Source organism: Streptomyces sp. NPDC048331 (genome assembly GCF_043201215.1).
GTDB lineage: Bacteria > Actinomycetota > Actinomycetes > Streptomycetales > Streptomycetaceae > Streptomyces.
The window spans coordinates 1-20,020 of record NZ_JBICYT010000055.1 but is presented as its reverse complement, the minus strand read 5'-3'; the positions used below and the strand labels follow the sequence as shown (position 1 = coordinate 20,020).

At 73.1% G+C, this 20,020-nt stretch carries 19 protein-coding genes; 8 read left to right on the top strand and 11 right to left on the bottom strand.

The features are described from left to right. The first annotated feature begins 907 nt into the window (after positions 1-907). From ACGFYY_RS38825 to ACGFYY_RS38810, 4 genes are all read left to right on the top strand, one after another. A complete protein-coding gene (locus ACGFYY_RS38825) occupies positions 908-2,509 on the top strand; it encodes an FAD-dependent monooxygenase (RefSeq protein ID WP_393716912.1) in 1,602 nt (533 codons plus the stop codon). Positions 2,510-2,541: 32 nt separating this feature from the next. After that, positions 2,542-2,628 carry a putative leader peptide gene (locus tag ACGFYY_RS38820; protein WP_311318651.1) on the top strand — a complete coding sequence of 29 codons (87 nt, stop codon included), beginning with the start codon at positions 2,542-2,544 and terminating at the stop codon, positions 2,626-2,628. A 78-nt stretch (positions 2,629-2,706) separates the two neighbouring features. Continuing rightward, complete coding sequence (locus ACGFYY_RS38815; RefSeq protein ID WP_393716910.1) at positions 2,707-3,255, top strand: cysteine dioxygenase; 549 nt, start codon at positions 2,707-2,709, stop codon at positions 3,253-3,255. Then, entirely contained in the window at positions 3,246-3,662 is a 417-nt protein-coding gene (locus tag ACGFYY_RS38810) for a rhodanese-like domain-containing protein (RefSeq protein ID WP_393716939.1), read from the top strand. Before ACGFYY_RS38815 ends, ACGFYY_RS38810 begins: the two co-directional genes overlap by 10 nt. A gap of 586 nt (positions 3,663-4,248) precedes the next feature. Here the strand turns inward: ACGFYY_RS38810 and recX are convergent. The 6 genes from recX to ACGFYY_RS38780 all read right to left on the bottom strand — a co-directional run bounded on the left by recX (position 4,249) and on the right by ACGFYY_RS38780 (position 8,675). Then, positions 4,249-4,815 (bottom strand): recombination regulator RecX, encoded by a 567-nt coding sequence (gene recX, locus ACGFYY_RS38805; RefSeq protein ID WP_365270345.1) that lies wholly within the window; start codon positions 4,813-4,815, stop codon positions 4,249-4,251. Positions 4,816-4,818: 3 nt separating this feature from the next. Further along, the gene (recA, locus tag ACGFYY_RS38800; protein WP_030766144.1) at positions 4,819-5,928 is read right to left on the bottom strand and encodes a recombinase RecA; all 1,110 of its coding nucleotides are present in this window, start codon (positions 5,926-5,928) and stop codon (positions 4,819-4,821) included. A 219-nt stretch (positions 5,929-6,147) separates the two neighbouring features. Then, on the bottom strand, positions 6,148-7,020 hold the full coding sequence (locus tag ACGFYY_RS38795; RefSeq protein ID WP_393716907.1) for an SMI1/KNR4 family protein: 873 nt from the start codon (positions 7,018-7,020) through the stop codon (positions 6,148-6,150). After that, on the bottom strand, positions 7,017-7,346 hold the full coding sequence (locus tag ACGFYY_RS38790; RefSeq protein WP_365270336.1) for a deoxyxylulose-5-phosphate synthase: 330 nt from the start codon (positions 7,344-7,346) through the stop codon (positions 7,017-7,019). Before ACGFYY_RS38790 ends, ACGFYY_RS38795 begins: the two co-directional genes overlap by 4 nt. Positions 7,347-7,488: 142 nt before the next feature. Beyond that, entirely contained in the window at positions 7,489-7,956 is a 468-nt protein-coding gene (locus ACGFYY_RS38785) for a hypothetical protein (protein WP_393716905.1), read from the bottom strand. 95 nt (positions 7,957-8,051) lie between these two features. Continuing rightward, positions 8,052-8,675 carry a class I SAM-dependent methyltransferase gene (locus tag ACGFYY_RS38780; RefSeq protein WP_393716903.1) on the bottom strand — a complete coding sequence of 208 codons (624 nt, stop codon included), beginning with the start codon at positions 8,673-8,675 and terminating at the stop codon, positions 8,052-8,054. Between the two features lie 124 nt (positions 8,676-8,799). Between ACGFYY_RS38780 and ACGFYY_RS38775 the strand changes: the two genes are divergently transcribed. Beyond that, complete coding sequence (locus tag ACGFYY_RS38775; RefSeq protein WP_393716901.1) at positions 8,800-9,555, top strand: Clp protease N-terminal domain-containing protein; 756 nt, start codon at positions 8,800-8,802, stop codon at positions 9,553-9,555. Here the strand turns inward: ACGFYY_RS38775 and ACGFYY_RS38770 are convergent. Then, positions 9,509-10,699: an AI-2E family transporter gene (locus ACGFYY_RS38770; RefSeq protein WP_393716937.1), complete on the bottom strand. Its 1,191-nt coding sequence runs from the start codon at positions 10,697-10,699 to the stop codon at positions 9,509-9,511. The genes ACGFYY_RS38775 and ACGFYY_RS38770 overlap by 47 nt on opposite strands. 109 nt (positions 10,700-10,808) lie before the next feature. Next, a complete protein-coding gene (locus ACGFYY_RS38765) occupies positions 10,809-11,003 on the bottom strand; it encodes a DUF3046 domain-containing protein (RefSeq protein ID WP_030729208.1) in 195 nt (64 codons plus the stop codon). Positions 11,004-11,084: 81 nt separating this feature from the next. Here ACGFYY_RS38765 and ACGFYY_RS38760 point away from each other — a divergent pair, with 81 nt between their 5' ends. Next, on the top strand, positions 11,085-12,086 hold the full coding sequence (locus tag ACGFYY_RS38760; protein WP_393716898.1) for a hypothetical protein: 1,002 nt from the start codon (positions 11,085-11,087) through the stop codon (positions 12,084-12,086). Here the strand turns inward: ACGFYY_RS38760 and ACGFYY_RS38755 are convergent. The 3 genes from ACGFYY_RS38755 to ACGFYY_RS38745 form a co-directional block, all read right to left on the bottom strand. Next, complete coding sequence (locus tag ACGFYY_RS38755) at positions 12,055-12,363, bottom strand: AzlD domain-containing protein (protein WP_030010743.1); 309 nt, start codon at positions 12,361-12,363, stop codon at positions 12,055-12,057. The genes ACGFYY_RS38760 and ACGFYY_RS38755 overlap by 32 nt on opposite strands. Next, a complete protein-coding gene (locus tag ACGFYY_RS38750; RefSeq protein WP_393716935.1) occupies positions 12,360-13,049 on the bottom strand; it encodes an AzlC family ABC transporter permease in 690 nt (229 codons plus the stop codon). The genes ACGFYY_RS38755 and ACGFYY_RS38750 overlap by 4 nt, the downstream gene beginning before the upstream one ends. A 421-nt stretch (positions 13,050-13,470) precedes the next feature. Beyond that, positions 13,471-14,313, bottom strand: coding sequence for an AraC family transcriptional regulator (locus ACGFYY_RS38745; protein WP_393716896.1), 843 nt, complete (start codon positions 14,311-14,313; stop codon positions 13,471-13,473). Positions 14,314-14,393: 80 nt separating this feature from the next. Between ACGFYY_RS38745 and ACGFYY_RS38740 the strand changes: the two genes are divergently transcribed. Next, entirely contained in the window at positions 14,394-18,983 is a 4,590-nt protein-coding gene (locus tag ACGFYY_RS38740; protein WP_393716894.1) for an ATP-dependent helicase, read from the top strand. 155 nt (positions 18,984-19,138) lie between these two features. Beyond that, positions 19,139-19,822, top strand: coding sequence for a hypothetical protein (locus tag ACGFYY_RS38735; protein ID WP_393716892.1), 684 nt, complete (start codon positions 19,139-19,141; stop codon positions 19,820-19,822). The last annotated feature ends 198 nt before the right edge of the window (positions 19,823-20,020 follow it).

Genomic DNA, 20,020 nt, shown 5'->3' with positions numbered 1-20,020 from the left:
CACCGGCCCTCCGGGGTCCGACGTACGGTCGGTCATATTGCGCAGCCTGTGTGGTGCGGCGGAACTCATCCGCCGCACCACATTGCTTTGCAAGTACCGGGCGATCCGGTCCGCTCATAGGGCCTGGTGATGATGCCGCCGCTCCTTGACGAGGTGAACGGTGGGCAGGGCATGAAGGAAGGCTCACCCTTGCCCTGCCATTCCGCGGAATGCACGGTGACGTCGCCGGCACCGTCGGAACGCGTGCGGATGACAGCGGCATTGTCATGTCCGCCTTTACTGTCACCACACGTGGCCAACCAGCCCTGACCGGTCGAGGACGGGCCGTCGGTGCACCCGGTCGGCCGGCCCGTAGGGATCGCCGTCGCCCTCCCTTGAAGTCCGAGAGGCGCCGGCGCCACAGGGGCGAGCACCGCCACTACCGCTCCTTCGTCATCGCCATCCCTTTTCTCGATCGATCCGGACATTCGCTCTTCCACTCCCCCGTACAGGCCTGACGTTTCGACACCCTCCGGAACCGGGCGAGTAGAAGCATCCCCTTCTGAGCGATATTTGAGCATCACCTTCCCCGCGCTCCGAATGGAGCGAGAAAAAGCCTCGACCGACCCACCCGTCGAATAAACGGGGCAATGAATTCCGGCGACGTGGCCGAATTGCGAGGGAATTGATCCGGGCCGCGCCGTGTCGACAACGAGCCGAACCGCTCGGGTCGATCCGGCAGCCGTACGGAACGCCGAACGTCGCACGATCCGACGGTCCGCGGCGGCGTCGGTCACGCCGGAAGTGGCGACCGTTTCGGAATTAACGCTTCCAGTTACCGCTGTGGCGACGAGGGTCACTTGACGCAGGCACCTACAGTGGGTTGCATACGTTCTGTGATCACATACCGGACATCGGGAGTCGCGCCATGGACCCGGTGATCGTCGTCGGCGCGGGGCCCGTCGGGCTGTCCCTGTCGCTCGCCCTGGCGGGCGCCGGCGTGCCCTCCGTCGTGCTCGACGAGGGCCCCGGCAAGGAGGAGGTCCGCCCGGCCCGTACCGTCGTCCTGCACGCCGAAACCGCCGCCATGGTCCACCGGCTGGGCTGCAGAACGCTGCGCGACGAAGGGGCGTACTTCGCCGCCTGGCGGACCATGCGCCGGAGCCGGCCCGACCGGCGGATCACGTTCGAGGACCACCCGGCCCCGCTGCACCTGCCGCAGCACGCGCTGACGCGCGGACTGCGCGACGCCGCCGCGGCCCACCCGCTCGTCCAGCTGGTCACCGACAGCAAGCTCGACGCCCTGGAGCAGGACGGACGGGGCATCACCGCGCACACCCAGGGCGCCGAGACCACCTGGTGGCGCGGGAGTTACCTGGTCGGTTGCGACGGCGCCCGCTCCACCGTGCGCAAGCTCCTCGGCATCCGCTTCCCCGGCCGCACCGCCGTCGAGCGGCACGCCGTGGCCGCGCTGCGCACCGAACTGCCCTGGCCCGGCGAGGCCTTGCTGCACCGGAGCCCGCCGCAGGAGGTCACCTCCCGACCCCTGCGCGACGGGGTGTGGCGGCTGGACTGGCTGCTCCCGCCCCGCGGGGAGCTCGTGACGCCCGACGCGCTGGTGACCCTGATCCGCGACACCCTCGCGGTGTGGTGCGGCGGCACGACACCCCCGTACGACCTCATCGACACCGGGGTCCACACCCTGCACCACCGGCTCGCCCGGCGCTGGCGCGACGGGCGCGCCTTCCTCGCCGGAGACGCCGCCCACCTGCTGGGCGCGCTCGGCACCCAGGGCGTGGAGGAGGGGCTCCGCGACGCCGAGAACCTGGCGTGGAAACTCTCCCTGGCCTGGCACCAAGGCGCCTCCGACGCCCTGCTCGACAGCTACGAGAGCGAGCGGCGCACCGCGGTCGCCTCCCGGCTGCGCGCGGCCGACCAGGCGATGCCGTCACTGCGGGCCGGCGGTGGCCTGCGCACCTATCTTCCCGGCGCCGCGCGCAGCGCCGAATCCCTGCTCACCGACGGCCATCTGGGGCGCGGGCCGCTGGGCGCGGAGCCCACGTACGCGCCGCCGGTCGCCGTCCGGGAGGTGCCGACGGCCACGGAGCCGGGCGGCCCGGTGGCGAACGTCCCGGTGACCGCGCCGGACGGGGCGACCGTGCCCCTGCGGGACCTGCTCGGGCAGGGCCGGCTGCTGGTCGTCCTGGTGGCTCCCGGTACCGGGGTCTGGGACCGGCGCCACTGGCTCGGCGCCGGGCTGATGCCCCGTCTGGCGGCGGCGGTGAGCGCCCTGCCGGTCCGTACGGACCTGCTGGTCGCGGACCGCTACCCGGGGGCCCCGGCGCACACCGTGCTGCTCGTCCGGCCGGACGGGCACCTGGCGGCGACCTTCGCGGGGGTCCGCCCGGCGGAGCTGTACGAGGCGGCGGACACGGTCCGGGCGGGCGCGCCCGCGTCCCGGGTGCCGGCGCCCTCCACGACGACCCCGGCGCACAAGCCGACGTCGACACCGACCGTGGTGATCGATTGACCGTCTCCGGGACTCCGTGGTTCACTCGCGGAATGACCGGCAACGACGTACGCCTGTGGCGGAGGGTCCATATGGACCTGCTCCGCTACGCGGGCTGCGTGTGTCGCCCTTCCTGCTGATTCGCCCTTCCCTCCGCGCGCCCCGTGCCGTTCACCGGCCTGCGCGCACCTCCGCGAACCCAGGAACGGTCTCCCTTCATGTCCGCACCCGCATCCGCACCCTCCTACGCCCCGGAGTCCTTGTCGGCCACCGAGGGCCCCACGGCCGCCGAACTCCTCGACTTCGTCCTCCGCACGGCGGCCGACCCCGCGATCGTGGGCTCGCTGCCGCTCGATCCCGAGGGCCGCACCTGGATCCGGCTCGACGGGCCGGGCGGCAGCGAGGCATGGCTGATCGGCTGGCCGCCGGGCACCGGCACCGGCTGGCACGACCACGCCGAATCCCGGGGCGCGTTCGCCACCGCCCAGGGTCGGCTCACCGAGCACTCGCTGGCCGTACGGCTGCCCTCCGAGGGCTGGAGGTCCCTGGAGCTGGCACCGGACGTCGACCGTCACCGCACGCTGGAGGCGGGCGCGGGCCGAGCCTTCCGTGAGCACCACGTGCACGAGGTGCTCAACGCGACGCCGGCCGAACACGCGATCTCCGTGCACGCCTACTACCCGCCGCTCCCGCTGATCCGCCGCTACAGCCGCAGCGGCCCGGTGCTCAGCCTGGAGCACGTCGAGCGTCCGGCGGACTGGCAGTGAGCGCCCCGATCGGCATCGACGAACTGCTGGAGCGGGTCCGCGCGGGCTACATCCGTGTGGACGCGCGGGAGGCGTACGCCGCCTCCCGCGCCGGGGCCGTCCTGGTCGACATCCGCTACCAGGCCCTGCGGGAGCGGGACGGGCTGATCCCGGGCGCGCTGGTGGTCGAGCGCAACGAACTGGAATGGCGCCTGGACCCGCGGGGCAGCCATCGCCTCCCCGAGGCCACGAGCCACGACCTCCAGGTGGTGGTGATCTGCAACGAGGGCTACGCGTCCAGCCTCGCCGCGGCCTCGCTCCACGCCCTGGGGCTGCACCGCGCGACGGACCTGACGGGCGGCTTCCAGGCCTGGAGGTCGGCAGGCCTCCCCGTCGACCCCGCCCCGTCGGGCCCTGCCGACGCCTGAGGCGGGGGGCGGGGGGCGGGGGGCGGGGGGCCAGCGCCCGCGCAACGGCGCCGCACGTGTGACGGCCTCGGGGGACCGCACCGCTCAGGCGGTACGCTCCCGGGCCGAGAGGCCCGGATCCCCGTACGGGGTCTCCCCCTTGGCCGTGGCGACAGCCACCGGCAGCACCACCGGCGCTGGGCCTCGCCCTCGTCGAAGAAGAGCGCGTGCTGTCGGGCGAGGTCGTCCCGGCCCGTCTTCACGACCCCGCCGACCCGGTAGGTCCTGGGCTCGCCGGTGGACTGCACGGCGAGTTCGGCACCGGGCCTGAGTGCGGCGCGGGCGGCCGGCGCACGGTCGACGACGGCCTCGTCCCCCGCTCCGCAGGGGGACGGTCCGGAAGGTGAGCTCGGTCCCGTAGGCGGTGACGACGGCGGGCGCACACAGCAGTGCGACGAAGGCGCCGAGGAAACCGGCTTTGCGGTCCCTGCCGTCCGGAGGGCGTGACGCAGCATCATGCGGCCGACTCGGCCGCCGTGGCCGGCGCCTGCCATCGGCGTGTCCCGGTGTCCGGCCCCGGGGTCACCCCCACCCCGGGCCCACCGGCTCACTCCCCGGGATACCCCAGGTCGTCGGCGTCCTCGCCCTCCGCCTCCAGCGCGCGGCGCACGACCCGCAGGGCCATGCCCTCCGGGTATCCCTTGCGCGCGAGCATCCCGGCCAGACGCCGGATCCGCTTGTCCCGCTCCAGGCCCCGGGTGGAGCGGAGCTTGCGTTCCACGAGCTCCCGGGCGGTCTGCTCCTCCTGGTCGGAGTCCAGCAGCTCCAGGGCGTCCTCCACGAGGGTGGCGTGCACCCCCTTGGTCCGAAGTTCCTGGGCCAGGGCCCGGCGGGCCAGGCCCCGGCCGCGGTGCCGGGACTCGACCCAGGCTCCGGCGAAGGCCGCGTCGTCGATCAGGCCCACCTCCTCGTAACGGGAGAGGACCTGCTGCGACACCTCCTCGGGGATGCCCCGCTTGTGCAGGGCGTCCGCGAGCTGGCGCCGGGTGCGCGGGCTCCCGGTGAGCAGGCGCAGACAGATCGCCCGCGCCTGCTCCTCGGGGCTCTGGGGCGGCAGCTCCGAACGGCCCTCACGGCCGCCTCGGCGCTCGCCGCCCCCTTCCTGCTCGCGCACGGGTCAGCTCTTGGCCACGGCGGCCTTGGCCGTCGTCTTGGCCTTCGTCGCCGGGGCGGGCACGGCGGTGGCCGCGGCGTCGGTCGCGTCCGCACCGGCTTCGGCGGCGGCGTCCTTGCGGACACCCACGCCCAGCTTCTCCTTGATCTTCCGCTCGATCTCGTTGGCGAGGTCGGGGTTGTCCTTCAGGAAGTTGCGGGCGTTCTCCTTGCCCTGGCCGAGCTGGTCGCCCTCGTACGTGTACCAGGCACCGGCCTTGCGCACGAAGCCGTGCTCCACACCCATGTCGATCAGACCGCCCTCGCGGCTGATGCCCTGGCCGTAGAGGATGTCGAACTCGGCCTGCTTGAACGGCGGCGCGACCTTGTTCTTGACGACCTTGACGCGCGTGCGGTTACCGACCGCGTCCGTGCCGTCCTTGAGGGTCTCGATACGGCGGATGTCGAGACGCACGGAGGCGTAGAACTTCAGCGCGCGACCACCGGTGGTGGTCTCCGGCGAGCCGAACATCACACCGATCTTCTCGCGGAGCTGGTTGATGAAGATCGCGGTGGTCTTGGACTGGTTGAGCGCACCGGTGATCTTCCGGAGCGCCTGGCTCATCAGTCGGGCCTGGAGACCGACGTGCGAGTCGCCCATCTCGCCCTCGATCTCCGCTCGCGGCACGAGGGCCGCCACGGAGTCGATGACGATCAGGTCGAGGGCGCCGGAGCGGACCAGCATGTCCACGATCTCCAGCGCCTGCTCGCCGGTGTCCGGCTGCGACAGGATGAGGTTGTCGGTGTCGACGCCGAGGGCCTTGGCGTACTCGGGGTCGAGCGCGTGCTCGGCGTCCACGAAGGCGACGGTGCCGCCGGCCTTCTGCGCGTTGGCCACGGCGTGCAGGGTCAGGGTCGTCTTACCGGAGGACTCCGGGCCGTACACCTCGATCACACGGCCGCGGGGCAGCCCGCCGACGCCGAGGGCGATGTCCAGCGCGGTCGACCCGGTCGGGATGACCTCGATGGGGTCGTTCGGCTTGTCGCCGAGGCGCATGACCGCACCCTTGCCGAATTGCCGTTCAATCTGTGCGAGAGCGGCGTCGAGAGCCTTCTCGCGGTCGGTGCCTGCCATGGGTTCCACCCGGTTTGCTTGAGTCGATCGCTTCACGTCACTGACGCTAATGCCTGCCACTGACAATGCGCCTCCACGAGCGTTTCGGCTGTGGATAACCCATCAGAATGGATGTTCGATTTCCCTGTCAAGCGCGCCACGCCCGCCCCTCCCCCACCTGCACCGCTGTCCGACGGCGTCGGCTTCGGCGCCTCACCCGGTGGCTCCGCCGCGACCGCGCTACCCGTCCTCCTCGTCCTCGTCCGTGACCGCGTCCCAGGCCTCCAGCGTGGTTCCCGCCGCGGTCCTGACCTCCAGCACCTCGCATTCCATGAGCTCGACGGCGGAGAAGAGCCGGCGGCGGACTCCCTCCGCGTCCTGCGGCGGGAACGCGATCCGGATCGTGTGGGCGTCGGGGGTGTCGTAGGTGAACAGCCAATCGGTGTCGACGGTCGCGAAGTGGTCCTGTCCGCTCCCATCGCGCTCCGAGCGCCACGAGCCCCGGTCCGTGGTGGGAGCCAGAGCCGTACGCAGGCGCCGCAGGCGCTCGTCATGGGGCAAGGGCCCCTCGGACAGGAGCAGGCACCGGTCGACGCGGGGCCGGAAGGTGTTGAACCAGGGCGCCAGGTCCGGATCCATCGCGCCGAGCAGGCGGGACCGGACGCGGCCGCCGACCCAACCCTCGAGGAACCCGGCCGCGCCCGTGCGGTGGGTCTCGTACCAGCCCTCGCTGCTCCACACCACGACGGGCCACTCCTCGGGCTCCCCGTCGGAGAGCCAGCAGAGCCGGTCGGCGTCCATGGTGGTGCCCCAGATCAGCAGCCCGCCCGGCGCCGGGTGCAGCGGGTACGGGTAGCGCTCGCCGCCCCGGTCGGCCGATTCCGACGGATGCGCGCCCTGCCACTCGATGCCGTTGTACTTGCTCGCGCCGAACGGTGTGTGGAGGTAGAGGAGATCGCAGAACTCCCCCCATCCGTACGTGGCGACCAGCCACTTGTAGTCGTCGGGCAGCCGAACCCCGACCTCGGCCTCGGCGGCGGGCCAGTCGCCGCGGGCGTCGACGGGGACGGTCGGCGGCGTCACGAGCCGCGCCAGGGCGTCGTACCCGGTCACGGCAGGTCGCGCAGGACGAGCGCCTGCGCGAAGGGCGTACCGGTCCGCTCCGCGTACGTCATCCGCTCGCGCACCTCGTGCAGGGTGCGCGGCCGGTAACCGGGTCCGCCGCAGCAGCTCTTGTGGAACCGCACGCCCGCGTTCAGCAGCACGGCGAGGGTCCGCCACCCCGCGGTGTCCCGGCGCGGGGGCACGGCGAAGGCCGAGCCCGCATGGATCAGGGTTCCCGCACACCGCGGACAGATCCGCTCCCGGCCCCTGTCGTAGGGCTGCTTGTACGAGGCCCGGCAGGGCAGGCAGACATAGGAGGTCTTCGCATGAGCCATGGGAGCAGCGTAGGCAGCGCCCCTCACGGGGATCGACCCGAATACCGTGGGGCCGGCCGCGCGATGCGGTCGGTACCCGCCCTCGACATCGGAACGCGCCGGATCGGTCAGGTCAGGTCGGGTCAGGTTGGGGCGGGTCAGGTCACTTGGACGCCGCCAGGCCCGCCTTGATCATCGAGACGGTGCTCACCAGCTTGGGAAGTCCTTCCGTCTGGACCGCCCTGATGCCCCGGGAGACCTGGGTCCCCTCGTTCTTCGCCGCTCCGTCCGCGCACTCGGCCGCCCCTCGCCTGAATCCGCCGAGCGCTTCCTTCCAGTAACGCTGGGCGGCTTCGTCCGGGATCGGGTCGAGCTTCTCGGCCTTGGCGGTCTGGGCCAACAGGTCCTGACAGGCGGGCCCTTGCACGTCGATCGTGCGCATGCTCACCTCGTTGACCCGGCCGGCGTCCTCGTTCAGCTTCCTGATCTGCGCCTCGCCTTCCGAGCTGTACCACTCCTCCAACCGCTCGGCCGGGCTCTGGGAACAGCCTCCCAGTGACAACGCGACAGCGGTGACGGCGCCGGTGACGGCGACACGGGTCGCGACGGCGACGCGCACACGGAATCTCATGGAACCTGGCCCCCCTGGATCGGTCGGACCGATGCTGCCAGGGACGCTCCGGGCCCGTGCCCCTCGTGATGGTTTCGTGACGGGTCGTCGGCCGGTCAGCGGGAGATCGCCGTCCCGAGGGACTCGGCGCACAGGAACTTGGGCGCGCCCTGTTCGTAGAAGACGTCGAGGGCGGTGATCGTGAATCCCGCCGCCACCAGCAGGTCCGGGGCGACGCGGGTGAGGTGGCAGCCGCCCAGGAGCCGCTTGTTCAGCGGTTCGATCCGTCGCTGCAGGCGGCGCACGCGCCCGTCGCCTTCCGGCGCGAGCCCGTGTTCGAGGAAGTGCAGGGTGCCGCCGGGCTTCAGTACGCGCCGCAGCTCGCGCAGGGCGGCCACGGCGTCCGGGATGGTGCACAGCGTCCAGGTGGACAGCGCGGAGTCGAATCCGTGGTCGTCGAAGGGCAGTGACTGGCCGTCCAGACCGGCCCTTCGTACGGGGACGCGCGCGTCCCGTACGCGTGCGGCGGCCAGCCGCCAGGCGACGTCGGAGGGTTCGACGGCCGACACGCCCGTGACGCCCCGCGGGTAGAAGGGGACGTTGTGTCCCGCGCCGAAGCCGATCTCGACGACCTCTCCCACCAGCCCGTCGCAGACCCGGCGCCGCAGCGGCCGGGCCGTCCTGGCCCCGCAGGCGACATCGAGGATCCGCGGTACCGCCTGCTCGGCGTAGAACCCCATGACAGCCTCCACGTCTCGCGCTTTCCCCTCAGGATGGCAGCGCGGCGCCGCACCCGCCCACGAAATCCGCCGACTGACAACCCAGGGTTGACACTCCCCAAACTGTCAACCTAGGGTTGCCTCTATGACGAACCCTTCGGTGGAACCCGTTCGCATGACCAACCCGGTACGCCTCGACGACCTGATCGAGGCCATCAACAAGGTCCACACCGACCCCCTGGAGCAGCTCAGCGGCGCCGTCGTCGCGGCCGAGGCCCTCGGGGACGTCGCGGACCACCTCATCGGCCACTTCGTCGACCAGGCCCGCCGTTCCGGCGCCTCCTGGACCGACATCGGCCGCAGCATGGGCGTCACCCGCCAGGCGGCCCAGAAGCGCTTCGTGCCCAAGGCGGACAAGGAGGGCGCCGGCGGCCTCGACCCGAACGCGGGCTTCGGCCGCTTCACCCCCCGCGCCCGCAACGTGGTCGTGGCCGCCCAGAACGAGGCCCGCGCCGCCAACAACGCCGAGATCCGCACCGAGCACCTGGTCCTGGGCCTGATGGCCGAGGCCGACGGCCTGGCGGGGCTCGTCCTGCGCGCCCAGGAGGTCTCGCCGGACGACGTGCGGGCCGCCGCGAGCGCCGCCCTGCCGCCGGCCCAGGACGAGATCCCCGCGCTCGTTCCCTTCGACGCCTCGGCGAAGAAGGCCCTGGAGCTCACCTTCCGCGAGGCCCTGCGCCTGGGCCACGACTTCGTCGGCACCGAGCACATCCTGCTCGCGCTCCTGGAGCTGGAGAACGGCGAGGGTCTGCTGAGCGGCCTCGGCCTGGACAAGGCGGCCGCCGAGGACACCGTCAACGAAGCCTTGGCAGCCGTACTCGGCGGCGAGGACGCGAAGTAGAGGAGTCCGCGTCCCGCGTCAGCTCGTAGCGCTTGACGTACGCGCCGAGGAAGGCCTGCAGCGTGGCGACGGCCGGGATCGCGATCAGCGCCCCGACCGCGCCCAGCAGGGCGGTGCCCGCGATGACCGATCCGAAGGCGACCGCCGGATGGATGTCGACGGTCTTCGAGGTCAGCTTCGGCTGGAGCACGTAGTTCTCGAACTGTTGGTAGATCACCACGAATCCCAGGACGTACAGCGCGTACCAGGGATTGACGGTGAAGGCGAGCAGGACCGGCAGCGCGCCCGCGAGATACGTGCCGATGGTGGGGACGAACTGCGAGACCAGCCCCACCCACACGGCGAGCGCGGGCGCGTACGGCACCCCGAGGACCGCCAGCACGATGTAGGTCGCGACACCGGAGATGAAGGCCATCAGCCCGCGGGAGTAGAGGTACCCGCCCGTCTTGGCGACGGCGATCTCCCAGGCGCGCAGCACCTCGGCCTGCTTCGCGGGCGGCAGTACGGAGCACAGCGCGCGCCGCAGCCGCGGTCCGTCGGCGGCGAAGTAGAAGGAGAACAGCCCGATCGTCAGCAGCTTGAAGAGTCCCCCGAGCACGGTCGCGGACACGTCGAGCACGCCGGACGCGCTGTTCTGCACGTACTTGCGCAGCCAGTCGGAGCGCAGCACGCTCTCCTGGATCTCCAGCCGGGACAGTTCGGTGTGGAACGTGGAGTTGATCGCTTTGATCACCGAGTCGATATAGCCGGGGAAACCCTCGACCATGGCGACGATCTGCCCGGCGAGCAGCGAGCCGAGCAGGGCGAGGAAGCCGGCGGTCACGACGAACACCGCGAGGAACATCACGAAGGTGGCGAGCCCGCGGCGCATGCCGGCGGCCGCCATCCTGGCCACCGCCGGCTCGATCGCGAGCGCGAGGAAGAACGCGATCAGGATGTTGACGAGGAGGCCTATCAGCTGGTGGAAAGCCCAGCTGCCGAGCTGGAAACAGGCCACCAGGGCCAGTACGAGGATCACGGCGCGCGGCAGCCAGCGCGGCATGCGCGCATCGTCCGCAGCGTCGGCCGCGCCGGAGGGAGGCGGCGTCGGCGGCGCGGGCGGAACCGGCGATGTCGGCTCCTCCACCCGCACCGGCGGTGTCACTCCTCCCGCCTCGGCGGACTGATCGGTCGTCTCTTCACTGGCTGCCACGGCGCCCAGTCTGTCCCACCCGCGCCCGCCACCACGAAACAGCGCGCTGGTACGGGCGGCGTCAGCGCAGCGACGCCGGCACGTCCATCGCCGAACACACCGCGCGCCACACGTCCTTGGTCTCCCAGCCGGCGTCCAGCGCCTGGTGGACGGTGCGCCCCCCCAGCTCCGTCATGACGTGGTCGCGCGCGAAGGAGTCGGCGTAGGCCGCGCCGAAGTGCTCCGCCATCCGTTCCCAGAAAATCGTCAACCGCATGCCCCCAGTATCCCGCCCCGGGAGAGTGCACCGCCCGCGTTCGGCCCTCCCCGCCGCACCACCGCGTCCTAGGTTGCACGCATGCCCGGAGACGAAGCTTCCTCGCAGACCCCACCGTCCCCCCACCTCCCACAGGCCCCACAGAGCTCGCAGACCCCGCTGGCCCGCGCCGAGGGGTTCATCTGGCTCACGGCCCGTGTGCTGGAGCAGCGGCGGTTCGCGTTCCACTTCCTCGGCGCGGACGCCGACCCGGTGGACACGGCCCTCGGCTCGTATCTCAACGCGGACGGAGGCTACGGTCACGCACTCGATCCGGATCTTCGCGGTCCGCTCAGCCAGCCCCTGCACACCGCGCACGCGCTGCGCGTGCTCGACAGCCTGGGCCGCTGCGCCGGGCAGCGCATCGAGCGGCTCTGCCGCCACCTGACCGGGGTCTCCACCGTGGACGGCGCGCTTCCGGTGGTGTTCCCGGCCCCCCGCCACTATCCCGCGGCCCCCTACCACCCGACGCACGACGACCCGCCGGGCGAGCTGCTGACCACGGGCCCGGTCGTCGGCGTACTGCACCGCAACCGGGTCTGGCACGCCTGGCTCTTCCGGGCCACGGACTTCTGCTGGGACAGGGTCGAGAACCTGCGGCACTCCCATCCGTACGAGGTCCAGAGCGCGGTGGCCTTCCTCGACGGCATCCCCGACCGGGCGCGCGCGGCGGCGGCCGCGGACCGGCTGGGCTGGCTGGTGCGCGAGCAGCGGCTCGTGGTCCTCGATCCGCTACGGCGGGCCGAGTACCCGGAGGCCCCCGGCTACGCGCCGGGCGAGCGGCTGTATCCGCACGACTACGCGAAGCGGCCGGAGTCGCTGGCCCGCGGCTGGTTCACCGACGCGGAGCTGCGCCGCTCGCTGGACTTCCTGGCCTCCGAACAGCAGCCGGACGGCGGCTGGCCGGTGCGCCGGCGGGCCTGGGCGCCGGGGAGTTCGCTGGAGCGGCGGCCGATCGCCACCCTGGAGGCCCTGCTCACCCTGCGCGCGTACGGGCGCCTGCCCGCCACGGTCAGCCACCCAGGGCCCGTACCCCCGCGGTGACGACGACTGCGGCGGCGACCACGACCAGGAAGGGGGCGCGCAGCAGCAGCGCCAGACCGGCGGCCGCGAGCCCGGCGGCGCGGGCGTCGACGACGAGCGCGGACCCGGTGCTGAAGGTCTGCTGGGCGGTGAGCGCGGCGAGCAGCGCGACCGGCAGCAGGGCGGCCAGGCGGCGCACGAGCGGCCGCTCCAAGGCTCCGGCGGGGACGAGCAGCCCGGCGAGCTTGACGGCGTAGCAGCCGACGACGGTGAGGCCGATGGCGATCCAGACGTTCATGGACGGCGTCCCTTCATCCACAGCACGACGGGGGCGGCCAGGGCCGCGATCAGCACGGGCACGCCGGCGGGCAGGACGGGCAGGAAGGCGAGGCCGAGGACCAGCGCGAGGGCGGCGACGGCCCGCTCGGTGGAGGTCTTCAGCATCGGTGCCAGCAGGGCCAGGAACACGGCGGGTCCGGCGGCGTCCAGGCCCCAGGCCCGGGTGTCCCCGATGGCCTCGGCGCCGAGCGCGCCGAGCAGGGTGGTGAGGTTCCACAGCACGTAGAGGGTGAGCCCGGTGACGGTGAAGCCGAGCCGGGCCGACTTCCGGTCGGGCTGGGCCAGCGCGACGGCGGTGGTCTCGTCGATCACCCAGTGCGCGGCGAGCGGCCGCACGGGGCGGGGCAGCTTGAGCAACTGCGACAGCCGCAGCCCGTAGAAGGCGTTGCGCGTCCCGAGGAAGAAGGCCCCGGCGGCGGCGGTGAACGGGTTCCCGCCCGCCGCGAGCGCCCCGACCAGGGCGAACTGCGAGGCACCGGTGAAGACGAGCAGGCTCAGCACACAGGCCTGGAGGGTGCTGACACCGGCTCCGGCCGCCGTCACCCCGAAGGCGAATCCGGACAGGCCGACGGCCACGCCGACCCCGAGCGCGTCGCGTACGACGGCGGCCCGCGGCCGCCCGTCGGGCGCCGCTGTCTCTCGTATCTCTGGCGCTGTGACCAGCTGCTTCTCTCCCACACCCCGAAAGTACGCGGGGCCTGCGCCGTGGGTCTTGTACGTTCTTGCGCGCCCGGTGTCGGTCCCGGCGCCGCACGGGTTCTCCGAGCAGCGCGGTGAACTCCGCCTCGACGGCGGCGAGCGTGCGCGCCGCCTCCCACCACGGGTTCTCGCGGCCGCCGGTGTTCAGGGAGTGCACGCCGGCCCGCTGTCCGGCTCGCCCGGCCGGGCCCGCGGGACCGTGTCCGTACACCTTCCGGCGCGCAGGCTCGTTCCGCGCGGCGAAGGCCTCCGGCTGCCGCCGTACGGCCGCCTCTCCCGGGACCTGCGACAGCGGACCGTGCTCCACCGTCCCGTGGGTGCCGTAGTCCGTCCGGACGAAGGGGCCGTCGCGCCTAGTGCTGTGGCACTAGACGGAGCGCCCGCGCCGGTACGCGCCCGGCGGCACCCCCACGATGCGGGTGAAGTGCCGGTTCAGGTGCGGCTGGTCGGTGAAGCCCACGGTGACGGCCGCCTCCGCGGGCGCCGTGCCCGCGTCGAGGAGGCGCCGTGCCTGTCGGACGCGGGCGTCGGTCAGCCAGGTGTGCGGCGGCATCCCGTACCGCTCGCGGAAGGCCCTCAGCAGGGCGAAGGGGCTCGTACCCAGTTCCGCGGCGAGTTGCTCCAGCGAGGGCGGGTCGGCCATCCGCTCCTGCAGTACGGCCCGGGCCGCCACCGCGTCGGCTCCGCCCGCGCCCCGGACCGTGCGGGCGGGCAGCGGTCCGGCGTACCGGGTCAGCATCCGGGCGACCACCCCGCGCAGGAGCGTGTCGGCGGCCAGCGCGTTCCCGGCCTCGGCGGCCCGGTGCACCTCGGTGATCGTGCGCGAGGCCTGCGGGTCGGTGACGATGTCGGCGGTGAAGCCGGGGGTGCCGCGCAGGGTGCCGATCTCCTCGGCGACCTCGACGATCAGCTCCCGGGAGGGGTAGAGGGTGGCGTAGGCCCAGCCTTCGGGCGTCCCGGCGCGCGCCGTGTGGGGCACCTCGGGGTTGATCAGGACGACACTGCCGGGTCCGGCGCGCACGATGTGGCCGGGGAGGCCGACCTCCTCGATGCCTCCGGTGACGGCCGCGAGGACGTACCCGTCGTGCGCGTGGCGCGGGAACGTGTGGCGTACGTAGTGGGCGCGCAGCAGGTCCAGCCCGGGCAGTTCCGCGTACTGCCAGTGCCGTGCCCACTCCCGGCGGCCCCCGGCGCCCTGATCCGTCCCCATCCCCCCATTCTGCGCCCCCTCGCCGACGCGCGTTTACCCAGGTCCGGAGCGTTGTCAGTGGCCGGGTGCACGATGGGGGCATGGCAGGCGCTGCGCTCGACTCGTTCTCCCCCGCGACCCGCTCGTGGTTCACGGGGGCCTTCGTCACGCCCACCGACGCACAGGAGGGCGCCTGGCGGGCGATCGGGGAGGGCTCGGACGTGCTGGTGGTGGCCCCCACCGGTTCGGGCAAAACCTTGGCCGCGTTCCTCGCCGCCCTCGACCGGCTCGCTTCGACCCCGCCGCCCGCGGAGTCGAAGAAGCGCTGCCGCGTGCTGTACGTCTCGCCTCTGAAGGCCTTGGCCGTCGACGTGGAGCGCAATCTGCGCAGCCCGCTGACCGGGATCCGGCAGGAGTCGGTCCGGCTGGGCCTGCCCGAGCCGGACATCCGGGTGGGGATCCGCTCGGGTGACACCCCGCCCGCGGAACGGCGGGCACTGGTCACCCGCCCGCCGGACATCCTGATCACGACGCCCGAGTCGTTGTTCCTGATGCTGACCTCGGCGGCCCGCGAGGCCCTGACCGGGATCGAGACGGTGATCCTGGACGAGGTGCACGCGGTGGCCGGGACCAAGCGCGGCGCCCATCTCGCCCTCTCCCTGGAGCGGCTGGACGAGCTGCTGCCGCGCCCGGCGCGCCGGATCGGGCTGTCGGCGACGGTCCGGCCGGTGGACGAGGTGGCCCGGTACCTGGCGCCGCGCGGCAAGGTGGAGATCGTCCAGCCGCCGTCGGCGAAGGAGTTCGACCTGTCGGTGGTCGTCCCGGTGCAGGACATGGGCGAGTTGGGCGGCTCCCCCGCGACCGAGGGCAAGGAGGGCGGGGACAAGCCGTCGATCTGGCCGCATGTGGAGGAGCGGATCGCCGACCTGGTGCAGGCGCACCGGTCGACGATCGTGTTCGCCAACTCCCGTCGGCTCGCCGAGCGGCTGTGCAACCGGCTGAACGAGATCGCGTACGAGCGCGCCCTGGGCGAGAAACTGCCGGAGGGCAAGCCCCCGGCCGAGATCATGGCCCAGTCGGGGGCCGCTCTGGGCGCTCCGCCGCTGCTGGCCCGCGCGCACCACGGCTCGGTGTCCAAGGAGCAGCGGGCGCTGGTGGAGGAGGACCTGAAGGCGGGTCGCCTGCCGGCCGTGGTCGCCACGTCCAGCCTGGAGCTGGGCATCGACATGGGCGCGGTGGACCTGGTGGTCCAGGTGGAGTCGCCGCCCTCGGTGGCCTCCGGGTTGCAACGGGTGGGCCGGGCCGGGCACCAGGTGGGCGCGGTCTCCACCGGCGTGGTCTTCCCCAAGTACCGCGGCGACCTGGTGCAGGCGGCGGTGGTCACCGAGCGGATGCGCACGGGGGCGATCGAGTCCTTGCGGATCCCGTCCAACCCCCTCGACGTACTGGCGCAGCAGTTGGTCGCGATGGTCGCGATGGACACCTGGCAGTTGGACGACCTGCTCGCCCTGGTGCGGCGGGCGGCGCCCTTCGCGGCGTTGCCGGAGTCGGCGTTCACGGCGGTGCTGGACATGCTGGCCGGGCGCTATCCGTCGGACGCCTTCGCCGAGCTGAGGCCGCGGGTGGTGTGGGACCGGGTGGCGGGGACGATCACGGGTCGGCCGGGGGCCCAGCGTCTCGCGGTCACCTCGGGCGGCACGATCCCCGACCGCGGCCTCTTCGGTGTCTTCCTCGCGGGTTCCGACCCCAAGAAGGGTGGTGGTCGGGTCGGGGAGCTCGACGAGGAGATGGTCTACGAGTCCCGCGTCGGGGACGTCTTCACCCTGGGCACCACCTCGTGGCGGATCGAGGACGTCACCCGCGACCGGGTCCTGGTCACGCCCGCTCCCGGTGTGCCGGGCCGGCTGCCGTTCTGGAAGGGCGACCAGCTCGGCCGGCCGCTCGAACTGGGGCGCGCGGTCGGCGCGTTCCTCCGCGAGCTCGGAGGCCTCGGCGAGGAGGACGCCCGGCTGCGGCTGGTGGCGGCCGGCCTGGACGCCTGGGCCGCGGAGAACGTGTTGGCGTACCTCGCCGAGCAGCGCGAGGCGTGCGGCCACGTCCCCGACGACCGCACCATCGTGGTCGAGCGGTTCCGCGACGAGCTGGGCGACTGGCGCGTCGTGGTCCATTCCCCCTTCGGCGCGCAGGTGCACGCCCCATGGGCGCTGGCGCTGGGCGCCCGCCTCGCCGAGAAGTACGGCATGGACGCGCAGGTGATGCACGCCGACGACGGGATCGTGCTCCGCCTGCCCGACGCGGACCTGCTGTCGATGGACCTCCTGGACCATGACCCGGCCGCTCCGCAGGGGTTCGAGTTCGACGACGAGAAGGCTCCGCTGGGCGCGGCCGATGTCGCCTTCGACCACGGCGACATCAACCAGATCGTCACCGACCAGGTCGGCGGCTCCGCGCTGTTCGCCTCCCGCTTCCGCGAGTGCGCGGCGCGTGCCCTGCTGCTCCCGCGCCGCAGTCCCGGCCGGCGCACCCCGCTGTGGCAGCAGCGTCAGCGAGCCTCCCAGCTGCTGCAGGTGGCTTCGGAGTTCGGCTCCTTCCCGATCGTGCTGGAGGCCGTACGGGAGTGCCTCCAGGACGTCTTCGACGTGCCCGGCCTGACCGAGCTGATGGGGGACATCGAGGCGCGCCGCGTGCGCATGGTCGAGGTCACCACGCCGGAGCCTTCGCCGTTCGCCCGTTCCCTCCTCTTCGGGTATGTGGCCCAGTTCCTCTACGAGGGCGACTCGCCCCTGGCGGAGCGCAGGGCGGCGGCGCTTTCGCTGGACTCCCGGCTGCTGGCCGAGTTGCTCGGTCAGGCGGAGCTGCGCGAGCTCCTCGACGCGCAGGTGCTGGAGGAGTTGGAGCGGGAGCTGCAGTGGCTCACCGAGGACCGGCGGGCCAAGGATCCCGAGTCGGTGGCCGATCTGCTGCGTCTGCTGGGCCCGTTGACGCGGGAGGAGTTGACCGAGCGCGGGGCGGATCCGGCCTGGGCGCGGGAACTGGTCGCGGCCCGGCGCGCCATCCCGGTCAGGATCGGCGGCGCGGACCACTGGGCGGCGATCGAGGACGCGGGCCGGCTGCGGGACGCGCTGGGTACGGCGCTGCCCGTCGGCGTCCCGGAGGCGTTCACCGAGCCGGTCAAGGATCCGCTCGGGGACCTGCTGGCTCGGTACGCGCGCACCCACGGGCCCTTCACCACGGCCACGGTCGCCGGCCGCTTCGGCCTGGGCGGTGCGGTGACGGAGGGCGCCCTGCACCGGCTGGCCGCGGCCGGCCGGGTGGTGCAGGGCGAGTTCCATCCGGCGGGCATCGGCCAGGAGTGGTGCGACGCGACGGTGCTGCGCAGGCTCCGCCGCCGCAGCCTCGCCGCGCTCCGGCAGGAGCTGGAACCGGTGCCGCCGACCTCGCTGGCCACCTTCCTCCCCCAGTGGCAGCACCTGGGCGGAGCCCTGCGGGGCCTCGACGGGCTGGCCCGGGCGATCGAGCAGCTTCAGGGCGCTCCGGTCCCGGCCTCCGCACTGGAACGCCTGATCCTCCCGTCGCGGGTGAGCGGGTACTCCCCCGGCCTGCTGGACGAGTTGACCACCGCGGGCGAGGTGGTCTGGGCGGGGGCGGGCGCCCTCCCGGGCAAGGACGGCTGGGTCTCGCTCTACCTGGCGGACGCGGCGCCGATGCTGCTGCCCCCGCCGCACCCGCTGGAGCAGAGCCCCCTGCACCAGGCGGTCCTGGCGTCGCTGGCGGGCGGGTACGGCCTGTTCTTCCGGCAGATCGCGCAGTCGATCCGGGGCGAGTTCCCCGAGGTGTCGGACCTCGCGCTCTCCGAGGTGGTGTGGGACCTGGCGTGGTCGGGCCGGCTCACCAACGACACCCTGGCCCCGCTGCGCTCGCTGCTCGGTTCGGGCCGTACGGCGGGCTCGACGGCCCATCGGGCCCGGCGCACCGTCCCCCGCGGCCGGTACGGCACGCTCCAGGCGACCGTGTCCCGTACCGGGCCGCCCACGGTCTCCGGCCGCTGGTCCCTGCTGCCGGACGCGTCCCCCGATCCGACGCACCGGGCGCATGCCCTGGCCCGCACCCTCCTCGACCGCCACGGGGTGGTGACCCGGGGGGCGGTGGCCGCCGAGGGGGTGGAGGGCGGCTTCAGCGCGGTCTACCGCGTCCTGTCGGCCTTCGAGGACAGCGGCCAGGCCCGTCGGGGCTATGTGGTGGAGGGGCTGGGCGCGGCCCAGTTCGCGATGGACGGCGCGGTGGACCGGCTCCGGGCCGCCGAGCGGACCCCGCCGCCGCTGGCGGCGGTGGTGCTGGCGGCCGCCGACCCCGCGAACGCGTACGGAGCGGCACTGCCCTGGCCCGAGCCCCCGGCCGGGGCCACCCACAAGCCGGGCCGCAAGGCGGGCTCCCTGGTGGTCCTGGTGGACGGAGAGCTCACCTTGTATCTGGAGCGCGGCGGCAAGACCCTGCTGGCCTGGCCCGCCCCGGAGGATCCACGGCTCGCGGCGGCCACGGCCGCCCTGGCGGCCGCCTCCCGCGCGGGCACGCTCCCGGCCCTCACGGTGGAACGGATCAACGCGGCGGCGGCGCTGACCTCGCCGTGGGGCCCTGCTCTGGAGGCGGCCGGTTTCCACGCCACCCCGCGAGGTCTGCGTATGCGTTCCTGAGAGCCGTAAGCGGCATCGATGCTTCCGCTCACGTCCTGAACGTGTCACAGAATCGCTGGTGGGGGCCTCTCGGCCGGCCGATCCGCTTACTGATCCTTTATCAAGATGATCACAGGCATTGCACCGGCAGTGCACCGTCATGGGGGAGAAGAACAGTGAGCACCATCAGCATGCGCAGGTCCGTCCTGGCCACCGTCGGCCTGGCGGTCGTCGGCGGCCTGGCCCTGACCGGCTGCGAGAGCGGCGACGAAGCGTCCCCTGCGCAGCCGGCCGCATCGGCCCCGGGCAGCGCCCCGGCCACCTCCGGCGCCCCCTCGGGCGCCCCCTCGGGCGCCCCCAGCGGCGACAGCGCGGCCCCCGCCGGCGCCCCGGGCACGGCGAAGCCCGGCCAGGTCTTCAAGATCGGCGAGGCTGCGGAGATCCCGTACGACTACGGGGACTTCAAGGGCAGCCGGCTCGCCCTCACCGTCACCGCGATCGAGCAGGGCACGGCCGCCGACCTGGAGGGGCTGAATCTCGGGGACAAGGCGAACGGCAAGGTCCCGTACTACATCCGCTTCACGATCAAGAACATCGGCACCACGGACATGTCGTACGCCTCGGTCGGCCACGTCAAGGGCCTGCTCGGGGACGGCAGCGAGGCCCAGAGCCTGGCGGTCATCGGCAGGTTCGAGAAGTGCAAGCAGGAGTCCATGCCGAAGGGCTTCGCCAACGGCCAGAGCCAGACGAGTTGCGCGATAGCCCTCGCCCCGTCGGCCCAGACGAAGGTCGCCGGAGCCCAGTACGCGGGCAACCCGTACAACGCGGCGAACCGGAGCGAGGCCATCGCCTGGAAGTAGCCCCACGGGCGGGGGGGGGGGGGGGGGGGCGCCCCCCGCGCCCCCCCCCCCCCCCCCCCCCCCCCCCCCCCCCGCCCCCCGCCGGGCGGGCGCCCCCCCCCCCCCCGGGCAGACCAGGTCGCCGGCGCGCCGGCCGTCGAGCTCGCGGAGACGGACGAACAACAGCCGTTCGACGAGGCTGCGGCGCAGGCGCCGGAC